The organism is Paenibacillus sp. FSL L8-0436 (genome assembly GCF_038593025.1).
GTDB lineage: Bacteria > Bacillota > Bacilli > Paenibacillales > Paenibacillaceae > Paenibacillus_AQ.
In genome coordinates, this window is the sequence record NZ_CP151955.1 from 2,450,646 (window position 1) to 2,470,544 (window position 19,899).

The following is a 19,899-nucleotide window of genomic DNA, read 5'->3' on the forward strand; positions in this document are numbered from 1 at the left end:
TCGCCGATATGGATTTTAATATATTTATTATCGAAGATGATGAGGCCATTTTTGCTTCCTTAAAGGAACGATTGGAGCAGTGGTCGTTTCATGTCACGGGACCGGAGCGATTTGATGATGTGATGAGCACCTACATTAAAGTGCAGCCCCAGCTGGTCATCATAGATATACAACTTCCAATGTATGATGGTTTTCACTGGTGCCGGGAGATTCGGGCAGTGTCAAAAGTGCCGATTCTCTTTCTATCTTCGCGCGATCATCCGCTGGATATGGTGATGGCGATGAATATGGGGGCGGACGATTATATTCAAAAGCCGTTTCATATAGACGTGCTGCTCGCGCAAATACAAGCGATTCTCCGCCGGACCTATGCTTACAGAGAGGAAGCTGATGACCTTATCGAATGGAACGGCACCATTATTGATATGAAGCGTGGCCTGATCCGCAAGGATGGGCAGGACGTGTTATTGACCAAGAACGAATTTTTTATTCTGGTGGTGCTCGTCAAGGAGAAGGATAAAGTGATTTTACGCCAGGATCTGATCCGCAAGCTGTGGGATGATGAGACCTTCGTCAACGACAATACGCTGACAGCGAACATAACGCGGCTGCGTCAAAAGCTGGCGCTTTTCCAACTGGAAGAAGCAATTATAACAAAAAAAGGGCTTGGATATATGGCGTGTACGTTATGAGCGGGAAACGTTTATTCCTCCGCTATCTGTATGACAGGAAAAGCTGGATTGTGTTCTTCCTGTTCTCATTGTTATTTGTAGATTTGCTGATCTGGATCGATAATGGTATTTCCATCCGGGGCAATTCGATGCTCTATTTAAACCTGCTGCTAATTCTGGCGATGATCGTTTTCCTAGGGTGGCGTTTTCGCAAAGAAACGAGGTATTCGCGAGCGCTGGTTGAACTGGCTGAAGGGATCCATGAGGATTGGGTTGAAACCTTGCCTTCAACTTATTTGTATCAGGAGGAGGCGACGAACCAGCTCTTACGGGCAGTGGACCACTGGTACTGGCATAAAATATCGAAGAGCCATTCTGCCCGATCTATGGAGCAGGATTATATCGCTGCCTGGGTGCATGAGGTGAAGACGCCGCTGACTGCGGTGAAATTAACCATCGATGCCAACAGAGACCATCCGGCGATGCGTAAAATCGAATCGGAATGGCTGCGGATTCATTTACTAATCGACCAGCAATTATACATTTCGCGTTTGCCGACACTTGAGGCTGATTATGTGTTGGAACAGACGGGAATTCAGCGGCTTGCTGCACTGGAAGTACGTGAGCTTAGCTCCTGGTGTATGGAGAAAAATATAGCTGTTGAGTTTGAAGGCGAAGAGACTTTAGTTAGAACGGACCGCAAATGGTGCCGTTTTATTATCCGTCAAATATTGACGAATGCGGTTAAATATAGCCCGGAGGGCGGAATGATTGTACTTTCAACTACAGCCATAGAGGATGGGCCTGTCAGATTAACGATTAGAGATGAAGGACCGGGCATCGCCGCACATGACTTGCCGCGTATTTTCGATAAAGGCTTTACCGGTGGGAACGGCAGACTGCAAAATGCGGCAACTGGACTGGGGCTCTATTTAGCTCAAACTGTTGCGGATAAAATCGGGATTAGGTTAACGGTAGAGTCGGAGCCCCAATCAGGAACGGCTATGCAGATGACCTTCACCGCGATCAATGCGTTCGAATCTGTCCGGACTTCAATATGATAATATTGTCACGTAGAACCTCCTGCTTGTCATCTGATACGGGCGACGGGCATGGCCTGTTTCTCTAAAATGAAGGTTATATCAGAGTGGAGGCTATGGAGATGAATCAAAACAATGGGCTGAGAACCGTGCTGCATGCGCAGGATGTCCGTAAATCATTTGGTGTCAGGGGAAATGTTCAGCAGGTGCTGAAGGGCATCAACCTGCGTGTAGTGGAAGGTGAGTTTGTCGGAATCATGGGGCCGTCCGGGTCGGGGAAGTCGACTTTGATCAAAGTGTTGGCGACCATTGATAAAGCGACGGAAGGCAAAATTCTCGTCGAAGATACGGACGTCTCGATTATGAAAAATAGCGAATTGTCTGCTTTTCGGCGCAGGAAGCTGGGCTTCATCTTTCAGGATTACAACTTACTTGATACGTTGACGGTAAAAGAGAATATCCTGCTTCCCCTTTCCCTCGATAAGATGAAGAAAGCAGCGGTGGAGGCTGATTTTCAGGCCATGGCTGCAGATCTTGGCATCGGGGAGATTGCCCATAAATATCCGAATGAAATTTCCGGGGGGCAGCGGCAACGGACGTCTGCTGCACGCGCATTAATCCACCGGCCCTCCATCGTTTTTGCGGATGAGCCGACAGGTGCTTTGGATTCGAAGGCGGCCTCCTCTCTGTTGGGAATGTTGGAGGAGCTTAACGGGCAGCAAAATATTACCATTATGATGGTGACTCATGATCCTGTGGCCTCGAGCTATTGCAGCCGAGTTGTGTTTTTGAAGGACGGAATGCTGTATTCCGAATTGTACCGTGGCAGCAAGACACGGCAAGCTTTCTTTAAAGATATATTGAATGTGCAGGCCGTGCTCGGGGGTGATCATATTGACACTGTTTGAGTTGATTATCCGTGGTGTGCGGAAAAATATTAAAAATTACTACTTATATTATTTTGCACTAATTTTCAGTACAGCCCTTTATTTCGTGTTTGCCACATTGCAGAATGACTCATCGGTAATGGCAGCATCATTCGGCGATATTCCATTTACTTTGGTGTTTGATGTGGCCGGAATTTTGGTGCTCACGATTGTAGTTGTATTCATGATCTACGCGAACAGCATTTTTCTGAAACGGCGCAGCAAGGAAATCGGGCTGTATCAGCTGGTGGGGCTGACGCACAGCGCGGTAGCAAGGTTGCTCATCACGGAGAGTGCGCTGCTGGGGATGGGGGCGCTCCTGACCGGAATAGTTGGGGGAGCGCTTGTGGCGCGGATTTTTATGCTTATTCTGATGAAACTGATCGGTATAGAAAGCGTTGTAACCCTCTCTTTCTCGAGTGGAGCCGCCTTGCAGACCGTCATCGTATTTACTGTGCTTATCGGCCTTACCATGGTACAAATGCTGTTCAAGGTTTACCGCTCAACGCTGCTCGATCTATTCAAGGCGGACAAGCAGGGCGATTATCCGCAAGAGCCGAAGACTGTTTTGTCCGCTTTGATGGGGCTGCTTGGGATTGGACTGATCGTTACAGGCTATCTGCTCTCCAGCCAAACCCTCGGCCAGAATCTGTTCCAGCAGGTGCTAGTGATTCTTGCCTCGACCATACTTGGAACCTATTTGCTGTTTCGTGTGACGATAGGCTGGCTGTTCTTCCGGATACGAAAGGGGAAGGATGGACAGCTCGGGCTAAAAAACAGTTTGTCGCTAGCCCCGATCATGCATCGCATGAAGGGGAATGCGAACTCGCTCACCCTGATTACCATTCTATCTGCGATGACGCTGACGATGGTAGCCATCTCTTATTCGCTGTACTATTCGGCGGAGAGTGAGTCTAGAGCAATGCTGCCTTACGACGTTATCTTTGCCAATAATGAGCGGGCTGCGAAGTCATTTCGTGTTGAGCTGGAGAAGGCCGGAATTGCGTTTGCTCATCGACCGGTTGAGGCTGTCCGGCTGCCTGGCACGATCAGTATAGGGCAAGGGGACGGACGCAGCCTGTTGTTGCTCGCGGCAGAACAATTGCAGGCAAGCGGTGCAGACATTATTGTCCCAGGACAGGGGGAGGCCGTCTGGTACACTGGCCTCAAGAAGGCGCTAAGCAAGCAGCCGTTTCCGGTTACTTTTCCACAAGCTGTTGATTTCGGGGCAAGTGGGGTTCACGCCAACATACAATTAATACGGGGAAATGATCGCTATGCCATGAATTTCAGCTTACACGGCCATCAGCTTGTGATGCCGCTGGCCTCGATAAGGGCTATTCGTGAGCAAATGCCATCTTCGCCTGCATATGAAGCGATTGTGATCGACACTTACCAAATTGCGGATAAGAATGAGCGTGCAGCGGCAGCTGGTATCTATGCGAAATATGTCAAGGAAGAGGGAGGCAATCCCGATTTCGATAGCTTTTATAAAGGGTCGCTCCGAAAATTCGGGCTGATCATTTTCATAGCAGGTTTTCTCGGCCTGATCTTCCTGATCTCTACGGGCAGTATTCTGTATTTCAAGCAAATGACAGAGGCGGAGCAGGAGAGGGATAGCTATACGATTCTATGGCAGCTCGGATTCGGAGAGCGTGAGATCATGGGCGGCATTATCCGCAAGCAGATGTTTGTATTCGCGATACCGCTTGCGATCGGGCTTTTGCATTCCATCTTCGCCGTAAAAGCGGCTTCTGCGCTGTCTTTATCTAACCTCACCTTCCCGGCAGCTATTGCCATGTCGGTATATACGCTCATCTATTTTCTGTTCGCTGTGCTCACTGTTGTTTATTATCGCCGGATTGTGAAGATGTCTCAGCATTAAGGCTAGTAAGTTGTGCGAGCTCCTGCATTATATCCACTATTTTTTTGAAAATTGTACAAAATTTAGGTAGATTAATGAACCGAAACCGGTTTATAATGGGTTTATACAAAATGTTTGCGCTTACATATTTTCCTGTGAAACTACCCCTGTAACGAAGTCAACAGGCGTTTATATACGAAACCGGTTGGAATAACAATAGTCTAAGCCGATTCGACTGCCCCCCTCCAAAGGTGTCGGCACCTATACAGTGTGGAAAACGCTTATTTATGCTCTGGCTATTCCGGGTTTCAAATGTGCGGAGCGCGCGCCGTGCATTGAAATAAGAGAAAATAAGTGAGGTGATATTACTGGGCTGATCATGGGTAGACTGTTACCGTCTGTTTTCCTGCGTCCTATTAAAACTTTCATTTTAAGAGGAGGGAAAGATGATGTTGAGAAGGGGAAAAGTTCTGGTTCTATTACTTCTGTTCACACTCTTGATTTCTTTAGTACCCGCTGGGCATTCAAATGCAGCTTCTAACTGGAATCAGGTATGGAGCGACGAATTCGACGGGAATTCTCTGAATACTGGCAATTGGTCTGCCGAAGTTAACGGCGATGGCGGGGGAAACAATGAACTGCAGTACTACACCAACCGTGCGCAGAACTTGAAAGTTACCGGGGGGAATCTCGTCATTACTGCACTAAAAGAATCCTATGGCGGAAAGAATTACACCTCTGCAAGGATAAAGACACAAGGATTAAAAAGTTTTACCTATGGAAAAATCGAAGCGAGAATCAAGTTGCCCTCAGGGCAGGGAATATGGCCGGCATTTTGGATGCTTGGAACGAACATCGATTCGGCGCATTGGCCTCAGTGCGGGGAAATCGACATTATGGAGCGTGTGAACAATAATGCCTTTGTTAATGGCACAGTGCATTGGGATGCCAATGGACATGCTGAGTATGGACAGGTATCCGGCAATTTGGATTTTTCCCAGTACCATGTCTACAGCATTGAGTGGGATGCAAATTATATTAAGTGGTTTGTAGACGGCAACCAATATAATGCCTTCTATATTGAGAACGGAACTGGAAATACGGAAGAATACCAGAAGCCATTCTTTATACTGCTCAATCTTGCCGTGGGCGGAAATTGGCCGGGCAGTCCCGACAATTCAACTCCATTCCCGGCACAAATGCTGGTTGATTATGTACGCGTGTATCAGGCGTCCACTTCGCCAAACATCGAAAGCGGCAGTATTTATACCTTAACAAACAAGGCGAGCGGCAAGGCGCTGGATGTAGTGGACGTTTCCACAGCCAGTGGAGCTAAAATGCAGCAATGGACCAATTACACTGCCAATAACCAGAAATTCAAGGTAGAGAGTACAGGTGACGGATACTACAAGCTTACAGCATTGCATAGCGGAAAAGTATTGGATGTCCCAAACTCAAGTACTTCCACCGGTGTACAGCTTCAGCAATGGGACGATAATGGTTCCAATGCCCAGCGGTGGAGAATCGTGGATGCGGGAGGCGGATATTTCAAACTTGTTTCCAAAGTGAGTGGACTGGCCATGGACGTATCCGGATCTTCTACGGCAGATGGGGCAGTGGTCCAGCAATGGACCGACAATGGAAGTGATGCTCAGAAGTGGTTGTTTACCAAAGTTAACTAACACCCTAGCAGGACACTGAAACAAATTTGTCTGAATGCCGTGCCCCGTTTCGGGTAATTTATGAATCTTGTGACGGGGTGCAGCTTTATTGCTTCTGCTCTATGGGGAAAAGACGAAAACGCAGGCTTAGCTGTGCACTGCAATCTGTACCTCGAAACCGTCCGGATCCAGTACATAAAAGAACGATATGCGTGGATTCGGCGTGATCGGACCACGCGCTACCGGGATACCCTGGCTTTTGAAACTCTCTATTGCCTCATCCAGTGACGCCACCTCGAACCCAATGGACACACCGCATTCCGGCTTCAGAGCCGGGTCGCTTCCCTGAATAAGCTCGATCTTGGGCTGCCCCTCCGTGCCTAACATAACAATCTGTCTTCCTCTGCTCTCAAATCTGCGGTCAATCGGAAGTCCCAGAATGCTGTGATAAAAATTAAGGGATGCCTCCAGATCCCGCACCCTGAGCGTAATCCAATTCATGCTCAATATCATGTATCCTATCCCCTTTTTGTGGATTTTCTATTTTGTTCATTATACGCTATTTTGGGGCAAGCATGTTTCCAACAATCCGCAGACTCTGCTTTCGGGTAACGAATCTGGACAACTGTGCTCCGAGGTAATTTTGCGAGCCTGGAACAGTGTATATCTTCTTTTTCGCGAGTGAGCGCAGCGCAGTCTCAACTACCTGCTGTGGAGTTGCTTTCTTCCCGACTGAAGCATCCTCAGTCCCCACGACGGTGAAGAAAGCTGTATCGGTAGAACCGGGGCAAAGTGCAAAGAACTGGACTCCACGGTCACGATTCTCCCACCATAATGCGTCTGTAAAGGACAAGACAAAAGCTTTGGTTGCCCCATACACAGCCATATAGGGGAGCGGCTGAAATCCTGCGGTGGACGATACATTGATCACAGTACCAGAGCTTCTGCGCAGCATATCCGGCAAGAATAAATGAGTCATATTTACGACGGCAGCAACATTCAACATAATCTCCTCATGCTGCCGCTGACCTGAGATTTGCTCGAACCTCCCATGAGTGGCAAATCCGGCATTATTGACCAGCAGCTCAATCTCAAGCTTCAACAGCTGGCATTGCTGGAACAATTCGCTTGGTGCACTTGCTTCCGTAAGATCCATAGCTATGACTTTGACTTTGATGTTATAGCTTCTTTCGAGTTCCGCTGCCAAGTCATCGAGTTTGTTCTTAGATCTGGCTACGAGAACCAGATGGCTTCCTTGTTTAGCCAGCTGTATTGCGAATTGTTCGCCAATGCCGGAAGAGGCACCCGTGACTAGCGACCATTTTCCTTGAATATTCATAAAATAACTCCTCCTATTAAAACGATGTATTCGTTAAGAAACAGTGTTTCCTATTGAAATCATAGTAACCTGCTGGCTGGAGAAAGTCAAACCTTCTTTTTTTAAAAATTTGCAAGAAGATATGTGTATGTAGGATTGACTTTGTGGAATCGACTGTATAGAATGCGTGGTATATGATTGGAAACTGCGTTTCCCGAGAATAACAACATAACTAAAGAAGGCGATTAAGTTGAATGAACCTAACAATTTTGCTGACGCAAGCAATAGAAAGCTGACAACCTACCAGGAAGCCCGCTTACAGAACACAGCTAGTCTTCGTCAACTCGTAGTTGATGCAGCAGCCTTTATTCTTCAGGAAGAAGGGCCGGAAGCTGTCACCGTGCGAAAAGTAGCTCAGAAGATGGGTTGCTCGACCAAGATCATCTACAGTCTGTTTGCTAATAAAGAAGGTTTAGCCCAGCAATTATATCTGGAGGGCTGCAAAATACTCTCGAGCGAATTTGAGAGTGCTTCACAGTCAGAGGATCTGCAGCAGTATTTAATTAATCTGGCAGAAGTGTATTGGGAATTTGGCCAGCGCTATACCAGCTACTATAAATTGATGTTTGGGGGAGCATTTGCAGATTTCAAACCGGATGAGCAGAGCATGAAAGGCACTGTTACTGCTATGCGGCGCTTGTTATCCGTGATTGTCAGCGCTCAAGAGCAAGGCCTAATTACTGGTGATTCAAATGCGGAATTTATTGTAGGTACGATTTGGTCCTCTCTTCACGGAGTGATTCACCTGCACATAGGAGGACATTTGGGAAGTGTCGCAGCGTCGCACGCAGTGTATAAAGGAACGGTAGCTCTGCTTGCAAGCTCACTGTTTGCACCTGCAGCCGCAGCCAAGCATTTAAAGCAGGAGTAGTTAGTGAAATCCTTTATATAAGGCCTGGGTTCGAATCCTGAGAGTCTATAACACAATTAAACGGCAGAGATGCCGTTTTTTTGTTTCTAAATTTGTTATAAATCTTTACAAATGCCGAAGAACGAAGCCTATTTCCGAAAAAAAGGAAAAGGTATATAAGTAAGGGAGAACTAGAACTTATTAATTTTATAGGGATAAATTCCGATAAAGAAAGAGTCCTGTACAACTAAAGTCACACCTGCATACCCATAACGGGACAGAAAAAACCGAGTTTGAAACAAAGGCAAATCCGTACGAAAGTCGGAGACGCAAAGCCACGGGTCTACTTCATCCAAAGGAGGATGTTAAGACAGCCGGGCCGCTCAAGGCACTTGGTTTTTTGGCGTGCCTACAAATAGCGCTGGGGGAGAGAAGTAAATGAGGTTTAGAAGGAAAGGGAAGTTTTCGCGGACGGTTGTGTCCGCAGTGGCGGTGAGTATGCTTGTGGGCCTGTTTAGCGGAGGCCTTAGCATGAAGCAGGTTTTGGCTGCCGGGACCGATCCGGGTAGAACGGACTATAACGTATCCGGCAACCGGATCGTATGGCTGGAAGCAGAGGCTGACGGGGTGAAGCAGGTTCACGCGATGAATCAGGCCAGTGGTGCCAGCACTGTTCTTACATCGGGTTCATCTGCCAAGGATGCGCCTTATGTGAGCGGCAACGTTGCAGTGTGGGCCGACAAAGGAACAGAGCAGGAGTCTTCACTGAACTGGGATATTTACACTGCCGATCTTGAGACGGGTACACGAAGAAAGCTTAACAAACAGTCTGGCACATATGGCAATCCGACTACGGATGGAGTCGGTGTGGTTTGGTACGAGCGCAAAAATTACGGCAGCATGATCTATCATGATCTGGCTACGGGCGTTGAAGCCGACCTCGGCGAAGGACGTTTCCCGGTGCTGGCCGGCGGCAATGTAGTGTATAAGAATGCCCGTGACGGGGGGCTCAGTCTGCTCCATTTGAAAAGCGGGGCTACGCGTGCACTGGTTAGTCTGGGCGGAGCAAGCTATGTGGACTGGTTTGTTTTTAACGGCAGCGATGTACTGTTTAAGCAAAAAAATGGGGCTTCCGAGAGCAAATATGTGATTCTGAATATCAAGGATCTGACTGCTCTGCCTGTGGATCTCACCGAGATGAAGCCTGGAGGAACCCAGTATGCCTTCATGTCGATAGGTGAAGGGCAGGCAGTTTTTCAAGAGGAGAGGGACGGTGCTGCCACATTGCAGCAAGTGAACCTTTCTACATATGCAGTGAAATCACTGCCAGCAATAGAGCCCGGAACGAAGCTGATCGGCATTACCGGGGATAAACTGCTTTACAGCAAGAAGGATGATTACATAGAGTCGATTGACCTGAAAGAAGGATCAACCCCTCCGAGTCCGGGAGCCACTCCAAGTCCAGGGGTAACCCCAACCCCAGGAACGACTCCAGCTCCAGGGACAACCTCAAATCCAGGTGCAGTTCCAAATCCAGGCGCAGATCCGAACCCGGGTTCAGCCCCGGAAGTGAAGACCCCTGTAGTAACCGGAGCCAAGGACAGTCAGGTTATCGGAAGTGCTGGAGGTACTTTGTCTGTACTGAATGGCTGGGCACGGCTGGAGATTTCAGCAGGAACCTTCCCTGACAATACCACTGTAAGCTTGGCCCAAGCTGAGCTGGAGAAAGAAGTACTGCTCGACGCAACCGGCAAAAAACTGCTGAAGGCAGGTTCAGCGTGGCAGGTGCAAGCGAGTGCTCCGTTCCTGATGCCGGCCAAGCTGACGGTAGGGTACCCGAAGGAAGCGCCTTGGACGACAGGCCGTGAGAAGCTTGGAATCTATAGCAACGATCCGGCAAAAGGCATATGGAACTATATTGGCGGAGTGACTGCGGCGGAAGACGCCGTTGTTCAAACCGGAATTACAGCTTCCGGACTATATGCGGTAATGCTGCGCGGAGCTGAATTCACAGATATGTCAGGCCACTGGGCGCAGCAAGCTGTAGAGGTGCTAGGGGCTAGGGGGATTGTGAACGGGATGAACGGAACCGCTTATGCGCCAAAAGGGATCCTGACCCGGGCTGAATTCACCAAGCTGCTGGCAGCAACTCTTGGATTGCAGCCGCAGCGGCCGGAGACACCGGCTTTCCGTGATGTTTCAGCTGCGAACTGGTCCTACCCTTATGTGGAAGCAGCTGCAGCGGCAGGAATCGTAACGGGAGAAAGTGGACTTTTTCACGGTAATGATCCGCTGACCCGTGAACAGATGATGGTGATGCTGATGCGGGCAATAGACAGCACTATCGGCAGCCGGGCTTCTGCTGCAGAATCTGCCAAGCTTGAAGCTGAATTGGGCGGATATAAGGACAACGGCAGCGTTAGCAGTTGGGCAAGGGATTCCGTAGCTGCAGCGGTGGGCAAGAAGCTGGTGCAGGGTAACGGACAGCTTTTGAAGCCTAAAGACTCATCAACGAGAGCAGAAGCAGCGGTCGTGATGTACAAGCTGCTGGCTGAGCTGAAATTACTCTAACTTACAACGGATAGGAGATCAAATCATGAAATTCGGAGCGCTCAAAAGGAAGTGGCGCGGCGGCAGCATGAAGGCACGTTTTAACCTCATGCTTGCTTTGCTGCTGGTCATTTCTTATATTCCCATCCTTCCAGGTCTGGATAAGTTCATCTCTCCGGCCTATGCAGCTACCAATATGCGGATTGAACCCAGTGAACTTAACCCGGAATCGGGAAAATCGGTTAAAATCTCCTTCAGCTTCAACGCGGCCGACAACGGTCAGGAGTATCATAAAACGAATATCAGCCTCTGTACTCCACAGCGGGACGGATCGTCCCCGCTCCTCGGGGATCTGATTAAGAGCGGTGAATATCCAACGAAGCTTAACGGCCAATATATCGTTCATGAGTATGAATGGGACGGGAAAATCGGCGGTGTACCGCTGGATGAAGGGCGTTATAACATCTGTATCTCCCCTGCCGAGTATAACGGTGTTGGCGTGTACTACGGGCAGATCGCCAGCTTTGAAATCCTTGGAGGCGATGAATTGCCTCCTCCGGCAGCTTTGCAGATCAAACCTGCTGCTGCAGGACAATCTGTGGTTTCAGGAACTGCTGAACCAGGGGCCCAGCTGGAAGTGGAACTTTATTATCCGTCCAGTGGGGAAAAACGGCTGTACTCTAATATTGCTGTCAACAGCGCAGGACAATGGAGTGAACAGATCGGGATAACGCTGGGTAAAGCCGTGCATATCACGGCAAGAGCGAAAGAGGAAGGTAAGTACTCGGGGGTTTCGGAGCCGCTCGCAGTGCTGCGTGCGCCTATGCCTGCTTTTTCACTCAGCTGGGAGGCGCTGGCAGCCTATTATTATAAGCTGGATACTGTTCAGGCCATGCAGGAGAAGGCTCAGGACATTGCATTATTGAACCAGTCTGCAACCTCTGCGGGAACAATCAGCGGCCTGACCTCCATTCTGCTGACCAATCCGCAAACCAGCCGGGCTATAAACAGCGGGGATCTGCCGCAGTTTACGGAAGCGGCACTTCAGGATCGGCTGCGGATTGTGAACCCGTCCGGACAGGCACCGGTTGATCCGGCACGGGGAGATTTTGTCTACTCCAGTGATTCAATCTCGCTGCAGGCGTTGATGCCGCTGCAATTCGGCCTGAACTATTTAAGCCGTGACCCTTTTACAGGTGTAAGTGGATTAGGGTGGCATCACAGCTATGAATGGAAGCTGACTGCGGTAGAAGACGGCAAGGTAGAAGTGATGAGCCCGGATGGCTCGCGTTTTGAGTACGTACCTTTGTCGGGAGGAGAGTATCTGACACCGCGCGGCACGGACTGGACGCTGAGTACTCCGTCAGCAGGGGCGTATACTCTATCATCACCTCAAGGCGATCTCTACCGGTTCAATGCAGAGGGGCTGCTGCAGTCCATTACGGATTTGAACGGGAATAAGATCACTTTTGCTTACCAGGGTACGAAGCTGGCAACGGTCAGTACAGCCGGGGCTTCTCTGAGCTTAAGCTATGACGGAGCAGGAAAGCTGATGACTGCAAGTGATCCAACCGGCCGCCAAATGTCATTTCATTATGACCCGGCCACTGGAGACCTGACCTCGATTACTGATGTGGACGGAGCTATAACCAAGCTTACCTATGATAACAAGCACCATGTGCTTAGTGTTACGGATGCCAAAGGGACCGCCACGATGAGTGTGACCTATGATGACCATCAACGCGTGACCGGCTTTACCGATTTTTACGGGCAGACAAGTTCATCCAGCTATGAAGGGCGCGTAGCTCCGGTAGTTCGGGGAGAGGTGTCTGATGGCGGCGAGACTGGGATAAATCCTGCAAACGGACGGGATATTCCGGACTCGGATGAAGTGATTTTGTCCGGTACGATGCATAATCTTGCCCATGCACCTGCATACCGGCAGGTTGCCGGGCTGAAGCCGCTCATCGCTGACTATTTGGCGGGCAGCATCGGAGCCATCGAGAACAAACGGGATGGCTTCATTACTTCTGCGGTTGCCGCTCCAGGCGGGATTGCTGCCATCCAAAGTGCAATTGCGGCCAGCAGTACATCTCCGGCAGTTGTCAGTTCGGGTCATTTAAATCTTGAAGAAAGCGTAACATTCGGGTCGCCGAACAAGCCTGTGGTGCTGATCGTGGATGGTATGAATACGAACCGGGATATTACCGTGCGTGTGTATGGTACGCTGATTCTGAAGCAGGGACTTAATGCCAATACAAAGCTTGCACTGGATGTGCAGAAGGTTCAAGGTTTGTACGGCAATCTGTGGTCCGGCGGAACGATTCATCTCAACAATGATTCTTCCGTAACTGTGGGGGATACACTGCAAACGGGCAGTTTGACCTATAACAGCGGCGGTCTGACCATTGATGCGCAGCGGATATTGATTGCCGGAGACTTGTCCATTAACACTAGGGTGGAAATGAACATCGCCCAGGAGATGGTCGTTGGCGGGATCGTATCCAACAACCAGACGGCGAATCTAACCGTGTCCGGCGGCGATCTGTTCGTTCGTGACAACGTCAGTGTTAACAATAATTTGAATGTGCAGACGGGCGGTCTATTCGTCCTTGGCGGAGACATGACTCCGAACCAGACTCCTGTTGTTCATACGGGAGTGGGAGCAGGCAAGACCATTTTGACCTACTCGGAGAGCGGAGCAAGCGATGTAGTTTCCGGGAATGCCAGAACGGTGAGTGCTGCCGGATTGGCCTCTTCCATCGCCACTACTGCGAATAAAACAACGTGGACCAATGCGCTTCATCAAGATACTGCTTATATATGGAATAATAATTTTCAAGTCGTTCAGCGGCAAGCGGCGAATGGCTCGATCGTAAAATACAGCTATGACAGCAGCGACCGGGTAACCGCGATCACAGACGCTAACGGCAATAAAGAAAAATTGGCATATGACGAGCGCGGCAATGTTACTCAGCTGACAGATGAGAATGGTACTTCCACCCTCACACGTTATAACGCCTTGAATCGTGCGGTTGAGAAGATCGATGCCCTCGGCAACCCTTCCACCTACGATTATGATACCGCAGGCAATCTTGTCGCAAGTACGGATGCCCTCGGCAGCACTGTCACCATTGTCAGAGACAGTGCAGGGGTTCCGGTCTCCGTAACCGATGCTGAAGGGCATACCACAGCATATATCAATGATGCTGCCGGGTTCGCACAGGAAATTAAGGACCCGAGCGGATATACGACAGTGATTGAGCGTGATACCCTGCACCGCACCACCCAAGTGGCAGATGCCGATGGCAAGCTGCAAGGTGTCGAATATGACAAGAAGGACCGTGCCGTTTCCATAACCAATGCGCTTGGCCAGACGAGCACGGTCACTTTTGACGCAAATGGCAATGTGGAAGAACAAACGGATGAAGCCGGGACAAAGACTGTCAGCTCTTACCAGGTATACCGGTTAAGCGGTACGAAGGACGGACTTGAGCATAGTACCAGCAATACGTATGATGCGCTCGGCCGCGTGATAGAGCAAAAAGATAAGGCGGGTGAGACAACGGCTTACAGCTACGACAGTGTCGGACAAGTAAAGGAAGTTACGGATGCTGAAGGCGGGAAGAGCACTTATACCTACGACGATAACGGAAATGTGCTCACCCGGAAGGATGCCAAGGGTAATCTCACCTCCTATACCTACAGTAAACGCAATGAACTGCTGAGTGTGACCGATCCACTCGATGCCAAGACGAGTTACCGTTATGATGCGGCTGGCAATACCATCAAAGAGACGGATGCACTGGGCAATAGCACCTATTATGACTACAATGCACTGGGACAACTGGTGAAGGTAACAGATGCGCTACGCGGGGTAACGGAATACCAGTACGACAAGAACGGCAATCAGATTGCCGTCATCGACCCTAACCATTCCATCTGGAAGACCAAATACGACAGCAGAGGTCTGGATGCAGGGACAATCAATCCGCTGAATGAGGAAACGGTCGTAACCCGCAATGCACGCGGACTAATGACCGGGTTCACCGATGCGGCAGGCCAGAAGACCACCTACGAATACGATGATTTGGGACGCAGTACACGGGTACGCAACGCGCTCGGGTACGAAACTTCATATGCTTATGATGCTCAAGGCAATGTAGAGAAGATCGTGGATGCGAATCAGCGTGAAACTGCTTTTACGTATGATCCGCTGGGCCGGTTAACAGATGTGAAGAATGCGGAGGGCAGCACCACCCATTACACCTATGACGCCTCCGGCAACTTGCTGGACAAAACCAATGCCCTGGGAGCAGTGACTTCCTATCACTACGATGCACTGAACCGGGTGATTGAATCAGTGAATCCGCTGCAGGAGAAGACCAGCCTTGCTTATGATAAGAACGGCAACCTGCAGAAGGTTACTGAACCGGACAGTAATACAACCGTATATGCCTATAATAAAGGCAATCAAGTCGAGCAGATTAAGTACGGTAATGATCTAACTGTAAATTACAAATATGACCTCGCGGGACGTCGTGAGTTGATGACGGACAGTACCGGAAACACAAGATATACCTATGACGCACTTAACCGGCCAACGTCGGTCATTGATCCGGACGGCAATAACGTGCGTTATGAATGGACCGCAACCGGACAGCGCAGCAGAGTGATCTATCCGGATAACTCGGTGGTTAACTATGCGTACGATAAGCTGGGCCGCATCAAGCAGGTGACGGATGCGCAGAACCAGACGACCAGCTATCAGTACGATGCGGGCGGCCGCCTGACGGAGAAGCTGCTGCCAAACAACGGTCAAAGCACTTATACCTATGACGGGGTTGGACAACTGCTGGAGATGAAGCATCAGGCACCGGGCGGCGCGCTTCTGGAGCAGCTGACCTATGTCTACGATCCGGCAGGGAACAAAATACGCACGGAACGCCAGGAAGGCGGCAGCGATGAGGATAATCCGGCCGGCACACAGCGTCCGGCAGACATCTCGGATTATGCGTACGATGCGCTGAACCAACTGGTTGAAGTGCAGAAGCAGAATGGTTCCAAGGTCGTCTACTCCTACGACACCGTAGGCAATCGTCTAGGCAAAGAAACAACTGAAGCCGGAATTACCACCTTGGAGAGCTACACTTACGATGCGGCCAACAAGCTGACCCATTACGAAAAAGGCAGCGACTACAAGGACTACGCCTACGATAAGCGCGGCAATTTGCTGGAAGTGAGCGGGATCGACAGCGAAACGGTTTTGAGCTTGTTCACGGCGAAGGGCAATGCGCAGAAGGTTACAGTGCCGGAAAGTGTCTATTCGGATAAGGAAGTAAAAGGACTGGAAGCAGGCGGGGCCGCAGACGCAAATGCAAATGCAGTTACCAATACAGATGCATTGTCGGAGCTGTTAGATCCGCTGTCATCGATTGCAAATCCATCCTTAAGTCCAGCAGGAACGATTCCAACCGATGATGGAGGAGCTTCATTATCCGGCCTGCCGGAAGCAGATCTTGAATCTGGCGTCACGGAAGAGGTATACGGGGCAGACAAAGTCCTGAATCCTGACGCACTGCTGAAGGTTGCGCAGGCAGCAGGCCCTCAGGTGCTGGAGAGCAACCGCTGGGATGCATCGAACCGGCTGATCGGGAATACCAACGCGTACGGCGATATCACCACATACAAGTATGACGGTGACGGGAACCGGGTCTCCATGCGGACCACCATTGGTGACGGTGCAATTCAGGATGCCTATCTCTCAAGCAATCCTGCCGGGAACCGGGATGGCTGGGAGCCGCAATATAAGAAGCGGCAGATTGATATTTATTTTACCAATGACATCACCATGAGCATTCCACAGCCTCTTATGGCGACCGGAGCTGACGGCCAGAACTGGAAGCAGTCCTACGTCTACGGAGCCGGTGAAGAGCGGATCAGCATGAGTTATCTGGTCAGCGGAGACGAGAGCAACGATTGGGAACCGGCTGATGGAGCCAGTGGTGCAGGAGCGGCGGCTGTAGCGCCAAATACACTCTATTATCTGAGTGATGCACAGGGCAGCGTGATCGGCCTGGAAGGCCAGGACGGCAGCATCTCGGCACGCTACCGCTACGACGAATTCGGCGTAGCCGAAAACCCGGAGAAATTCGACCTGAACTGGTCCGGTCCAGACAACTTGTTCGGCTACACCAGCCTGGGCTATGATTACTACAGCGGCTACTCCCATGCACAGGCGCGGGATTTTGACTCTAGTATTGGCCGGTTTATGAGTGAGGATACTTATGAAGGGGATATTAATGAGCCGCAGACGTTGAATTTATATACGTATGTGTTGAATAATCCGTTGAGGTATACAGATCCTAGCGGGAATATGGCATGGGAACCCTATAATGTCAAGCAGCTAAGAATCATAGTGGATGAAGCTAGGGTGAAATCTAAATTCAGTACAACCAATAAGAATTATCAGGTGTATAAGGATTTCATATGGAATCACTACAACTTTTCATCTTTCATGAAGAAAAACCGCTACAATTACTTATATGGGTTGTTAACGGGAACAAGTGCCTACACGAACAGTGCCGGTAATGCAGGCTGGGCGAGAGAAGAGTTAATACGAGCGTATTATGAATCAGTAGAGGCAGAGTATGTCGCAGCTATGGCGATGGGATTTGCTACAAACGTCAGTATGCGTGGCAGTGTAGGCAACCAGAATAAGACAAAGAGCAAATCTTCATCTGGATGTAATTGCTTTGTAGCGGGTACTAAGGTTCAAACAGACGAAGGGGAAAAACCTATCGAGGAAATTGAGGTAGGTGACAAAGTTCTAGCCAAAGACGATGAGACTGGCGAGATGGCTTACAAGGAAGTTGAATGGCTCTTCCAACGTGATGTCGAGGAAACGTATAATATTACTGTTGGTGACGAAGTCATAACGACAACTGATGAGCATCCGTTTTGGATTGTCGGCAAAGGTTGGGTGGAATCCAAAAACCTTGTGGTAGGCGATGTTCTAACCACTTCGGATGGCAAAGAATTAGCCATTGAAAAGATTGAGGTTAAGAAGGAACATAAAACCGTCTATAACTTTAAGGTCAAGGATTTCCATACGTACTTTGTTTCTAATCTTGGTATTTGGACTCATAATGCTTGCAGTACACCTAATACAACTACGAAATGGGATATTAAATCAAATGCACAAGCAGAATTAACCTATAATTTCCATGGGCAAAAAGTAAAAGCCTATCAAGACAGTAATGGCTACTGGTGGGCGAAAGATACCACTGGTCATGGCGGCTCTGCTTACAAGGTATTTGAAAAGAAAGGTAAAGAACTCCATTGGAAGGCAGATGCAGATGAGTACGGTAACTGGATTACAGACAAGCACAAGAGTCAGACAGGTACTGTAATAAAACTGAATTAGTGCATATGATGGAGGGAGGGGGGATATTCCCCCCATTCCATCATACACATATCATAGGCGGTGTATGAATGGGCTATAATAAACAGTTAGATGGGTTTTTATCCAGTAGTTTTCCTGGTCTTCAACTTAAAAGCCCCCTTTTTTATAATTCTGCAATTGCTGTTAGATTCGAACTAGGGGGCAATCTTGAAGAGCAAAGTAGGGTCGAAAGAGTAATCGATAGAGCATTGTCCATATTTAAGGAACTTAATCAGCCAACCGATGACATATATTTAACAGTTTTTGTTGATAGTTGGGGTGAAAATCCGGTCGCTTCTTTTGAGAAGGATGTTTATGAACTATTTTTCGCGTATGCGTCTGGAGTCAGAAATGAAGATATTGATAAGCTAGAGCAAGAGTTTCGCTATAAAGACCCGGATGAAAATGGCGACGACGATACTATTACGTTGAGATATTGCACAAAGGCTAAAGTGAAAGATTTGAAGGTGGAAGAATTACTGGGTGCAATTGCAAATCGAGAAATGGGATACGAGCCGCGCATCGTTGGAGATATCTTTTTGGTCAATGAAACGAAAAAATCCATATTTTATGTCTACGATAACAGAGGTATGGATGTTGTGGCAGAAGATAAAAAGACGTTAAGAGCAGTTTATGACAAATATAATAACTGGATATTAGATTATGACCGAAGTCGAATAGATAAAATATTTTCTTGATAAGTCCTTGTGGGGATAATTCCCTCCAAGGATTTTTTTGTACCCCACCCAGTGCCGAATGAATCGGGCGGCTACATCAAAACGAACTTAAATCTCATCACCCCCGTATGTAATTCCTCTAATATGCCTGTACGCACATCCAATGTTTAATTTTATAACCTAAGTAACGCTTTAGCGTTACATCTAACAGGTTCATTTTGGTCAGATACCATCATGATTGACCTGTTTTTTGATATCTTCGCTTTCTTATGGTTTTTCCAAGTAAACAGCTTCCGCAACTTCATTACGACATAAGCCGACTACGAATAGTAAGGACAATTTGAATATCCCACGCAACGAACTGGCAATAAGCAACGATGATTACTATGCAAAGGCAATCTGGTGACGACCAGTTGACATAGAGAGTAGGTCATATGAGAAGGCTAGCCGCCCACTCCATTAACATACCGAGGGGGAAAGCAGTATTAGACATGCAATTAACGGATTGGGAAGAACTACAGTCTAACTTGTTCAGAAATACCCGTGTTGAACAAACGGCTGAACAAGAAGCGATACAGCTTTATGAAGTCATTACCACGTTCTATGCCAAGTTCTCAAGAAATCCGCCGATGCTTTTTCTTGGAAGGCAATACGGTTAACGTACTCTTTGAACTTGTATCGTGGGGGATGTTGGCTTGGAAGATGTGGGGGTGACGGTGCAATTCAGGATGCCTATCTCTCAAGCAATCCTGCTGGGAGCCGCAATATAAGAAGCGGCAGATTGACATTTATTTTACCAATGACATCACCATGAGCATTCCACAGCCTCTTATGGCAA

At 48.8% G+C, this 19,899-nt stretch carries 11 protein-coding genes and 1 riboswitch; of the genes, 9 read left to right on the top strand and 2 right to left on the bottom strand.

Annotation, left to right across the window (positions count from 1 at the left end; translation table 11 throughout):
• The first annotated feature begins 8 nt into the window (after positions 1-8).
• From NSS79_RS11100 to NSS79_RS11120, 5 genes are all read left to right on the top strand, one after another.
• Complete coding sequence (locus NSS79_RS11100) at positions 9-692, top strand: response regulator transcription factor (RefSeq protein ID WP_342439403.1); 684 nt, start codon at positions 9-11, stop codon at positions 690-692.
• On the top strand, positions 689-1,732 hold the full coding sequence (locus tag NSS79_RS11105) for a sensor histidine kinase (RefSeq protein WP_342439404.1): 1,044 nt from the start codon (positions 689-691) through the stop codon (positions 1,730-1,732). The genes NSS79_RS11100 and NSS79_RS11105 overlap by 4 nt, the downstream gene beginning before the upstream one ends.
• A gap of 101 nt (positions 1,733-1,833) precedes the next feature.
• On the top strand, positions 1,834-2,619 hold the full coding sequence (locus tag NSS79_RS11110) for an ABC transporter ATP-binding protein (RefSeq protein ID WP_342439405.1): 786 nt from the start codon (positions 1,834-1,836) through the stop codon (positions 2,617-2,619).
• Positions 2,606-4,522 carry an ABC transporter permease gene (locus tag NSS79_RS11115; protein ID WP_342439406.1) on the top strand — a complete coding sequence of 639 codons (1,917 nt, stop codon included), beginning with the start codon at positions 2,606-2,608 and terminating at the stop codon, positions 4,520-4,522. The genes NSS79_RS11110 and NSS79_RS11115 overlap by 14 nt, the downstream gene beginning before the upstream one ends.
• 428 nt (positions 4,523-4,950) lie before the next feature.
• On the top strand, positions 4,951-6,183 hold the full coding sequence (locus NSS79_RS11120; protein WP_342440345.1) for an RICIN domain-containing protein: 1,233 nt from the start codon (positions 4,951-4,953) through the stop codon (positions 6,181-6,183).
• A gap of 126 nt (positions 6,184-6,309) precedes the next feature.
• On the opposite strand, the gene NSS79_RS11125 is transcribed toward NSS79_RS11120, so the two are convergent.
• Positions 6,310-6,675, bottom strand: coding sequence for a VOC family protein (locus NSS79_RS11125; protein ID WP_342439407.1), 366 nt, complete (start codon positions 6,673-6,675; stop codon positions 6,310-6,312).
• 46 nt (positions 6,676-6,721) lie between these two features.
• Positions 6,722-7,501 carry an SDR family oxidoreductase gene (locus NSS79_RS11130; RefSeq protein ID WP_038589173.1) on the bottom strand — a complete coding sequence of 260 codons (780 nt, stop codon included), beginning with the start codon at positions 7,499-7,501 and terminating at the stop codon, positions 6,722-6,724.
• Positions 7,502-7,730: 229 nt separating this feature from the next.
• Between NSS79_RS11130 and NSS79_RS11135 the strand changes: the two genes are divergently transcribed.
• The 4 genes from NSS79_RS11135 to NSS79_RS11150 all read left to right on the top strand — a co-directional run bounded on the left by NSS79_RS11135 (position 7,731) and on the right by NSS79_RS11150 (position 19,082).
• On the top strand, positions 7,731-8,411 hold the full coding sequence (locus NSS79_RS11135) for a TetR/AcrR family transcriptional regulator (protein ID WP_342439408.1): 681 nt from the start codon (positions 7,731-7,733) through the stop codon (positions 8,409-8,411).
• Positions 8,412-8,683: 272 nt separating this feature from the next.
• A riboswitch (cyclic di-GMP riboswitch) is annotated at positions 8,684-8,777 on the top strand.
• A 51-nt stretch (positions 8,778-8,828) separates the two neighbouring features.
• Complete coding sequence (locus NSS79_RS11140) at positions 8,829-10,961, top strand: S-layer homology domain-containing protein (RefSeq protein ID WP_342439409.1); 2,133 nt, start codon at positions 8,829-8,831, stop codon at positions 10,959-10,961.
• A gap of 25 nt (positions 10,962-10,986) precedes the next feature.
• On the top strand, positions 10,987-18,366 hold the full coding sequence (locus NSS79_RS11145) for a polymorphic toxin-type HINT domain-containing protein (RefSeq protein ID WP_342439410.1): 7,380 nt from the start codon (positions 10,987-10,989) through the stop codon (positions 18,364-18,366).
• Positions 18,367-18,434: 68 nt separating this feature from the next.
• On the top strand, positions 18,435-19,082 hold the full coding sequence (locus tag NSS79_RS11150) for a DUF3885 domain-containing protein (protein WP_076114651.1): 648 nt from the start codon (positions 18,435-18,437) through the stop codon (positions 19,080-19,082).
• Positions 19,083-19,899 lie beyond the last annotated feature (817 nt).

What these genes read in the sequence shown, in the direction of transcription:
- NSS79_RS11100 (WP_342439403.1), top strand. Translation starts at nt 9, where the DNA reads ATGGATTTTAATATATTTATTATCGAAGATGATGAGGCCATTTTTGCT.
- NSS79_RS11105 (WP_342439404.1), top strand. Translation starts at nt 689, where the DNA reads ATGAGCGGGAAACGTTTATTCCTCCGCTATCTGTATGACAGGAAAAGC.
- NSS79_RS11110 (WP_342439405.1), top strand. Translation starts at nt 1,834, where the DNA reads ATGAATCAAAACAATGGGCTGAGAACCGTGCTGCATGCGCAGGATGTC.
- NSS79_RS11120 (WP_342440345.1), top strand. Translation starts at nt 4,951, where the DNA reads ATGTTGAGAAGGGGAAAAGTTCTGGTTCTATTACTTCTGTTCACACTC.
- NSS79_RS11125 (WP_342439407.1), bottom strand. Translation starts at nt 6,675, where the DNA reads ATGATATTGAGCATGAATTGGATTACGCTCAGGGTGCGGGATCTGGAG.
- NSS79_RS11130 (WP_038589173.1), bottom strand. Translation starts at nt 7,501, where the DNA reads ATGAATATTCAAGGAAAATGGTCGCTAGTCACGGGTGCCTCTTCCGGC.
- NSS79_RS11140 (WP_342439409.1), top strand. Translation starts at nt 8,829, where the DNA reads ATGAGGTTTAGAAGGAAAGGGAAGTTTTCGCGGACGGTTGTGTCCGCA.
- NSS79_RS11145 (WP_342439410.1), top strand. Translation starts at nt 10,987, where the DNA reads ATGAAATTCGGAGCGCTCAAAAGGAAGTGGCGCGGCGGCAGCATGAAG.
- NSS79_RS11150 (WP_076114651.1), top strand. Translation starts at nt 18,435, where the DNA reads ATGGGCTATAATAAACAGTTAGATGGGTTTTTATCCAGTAGTTTTCCT.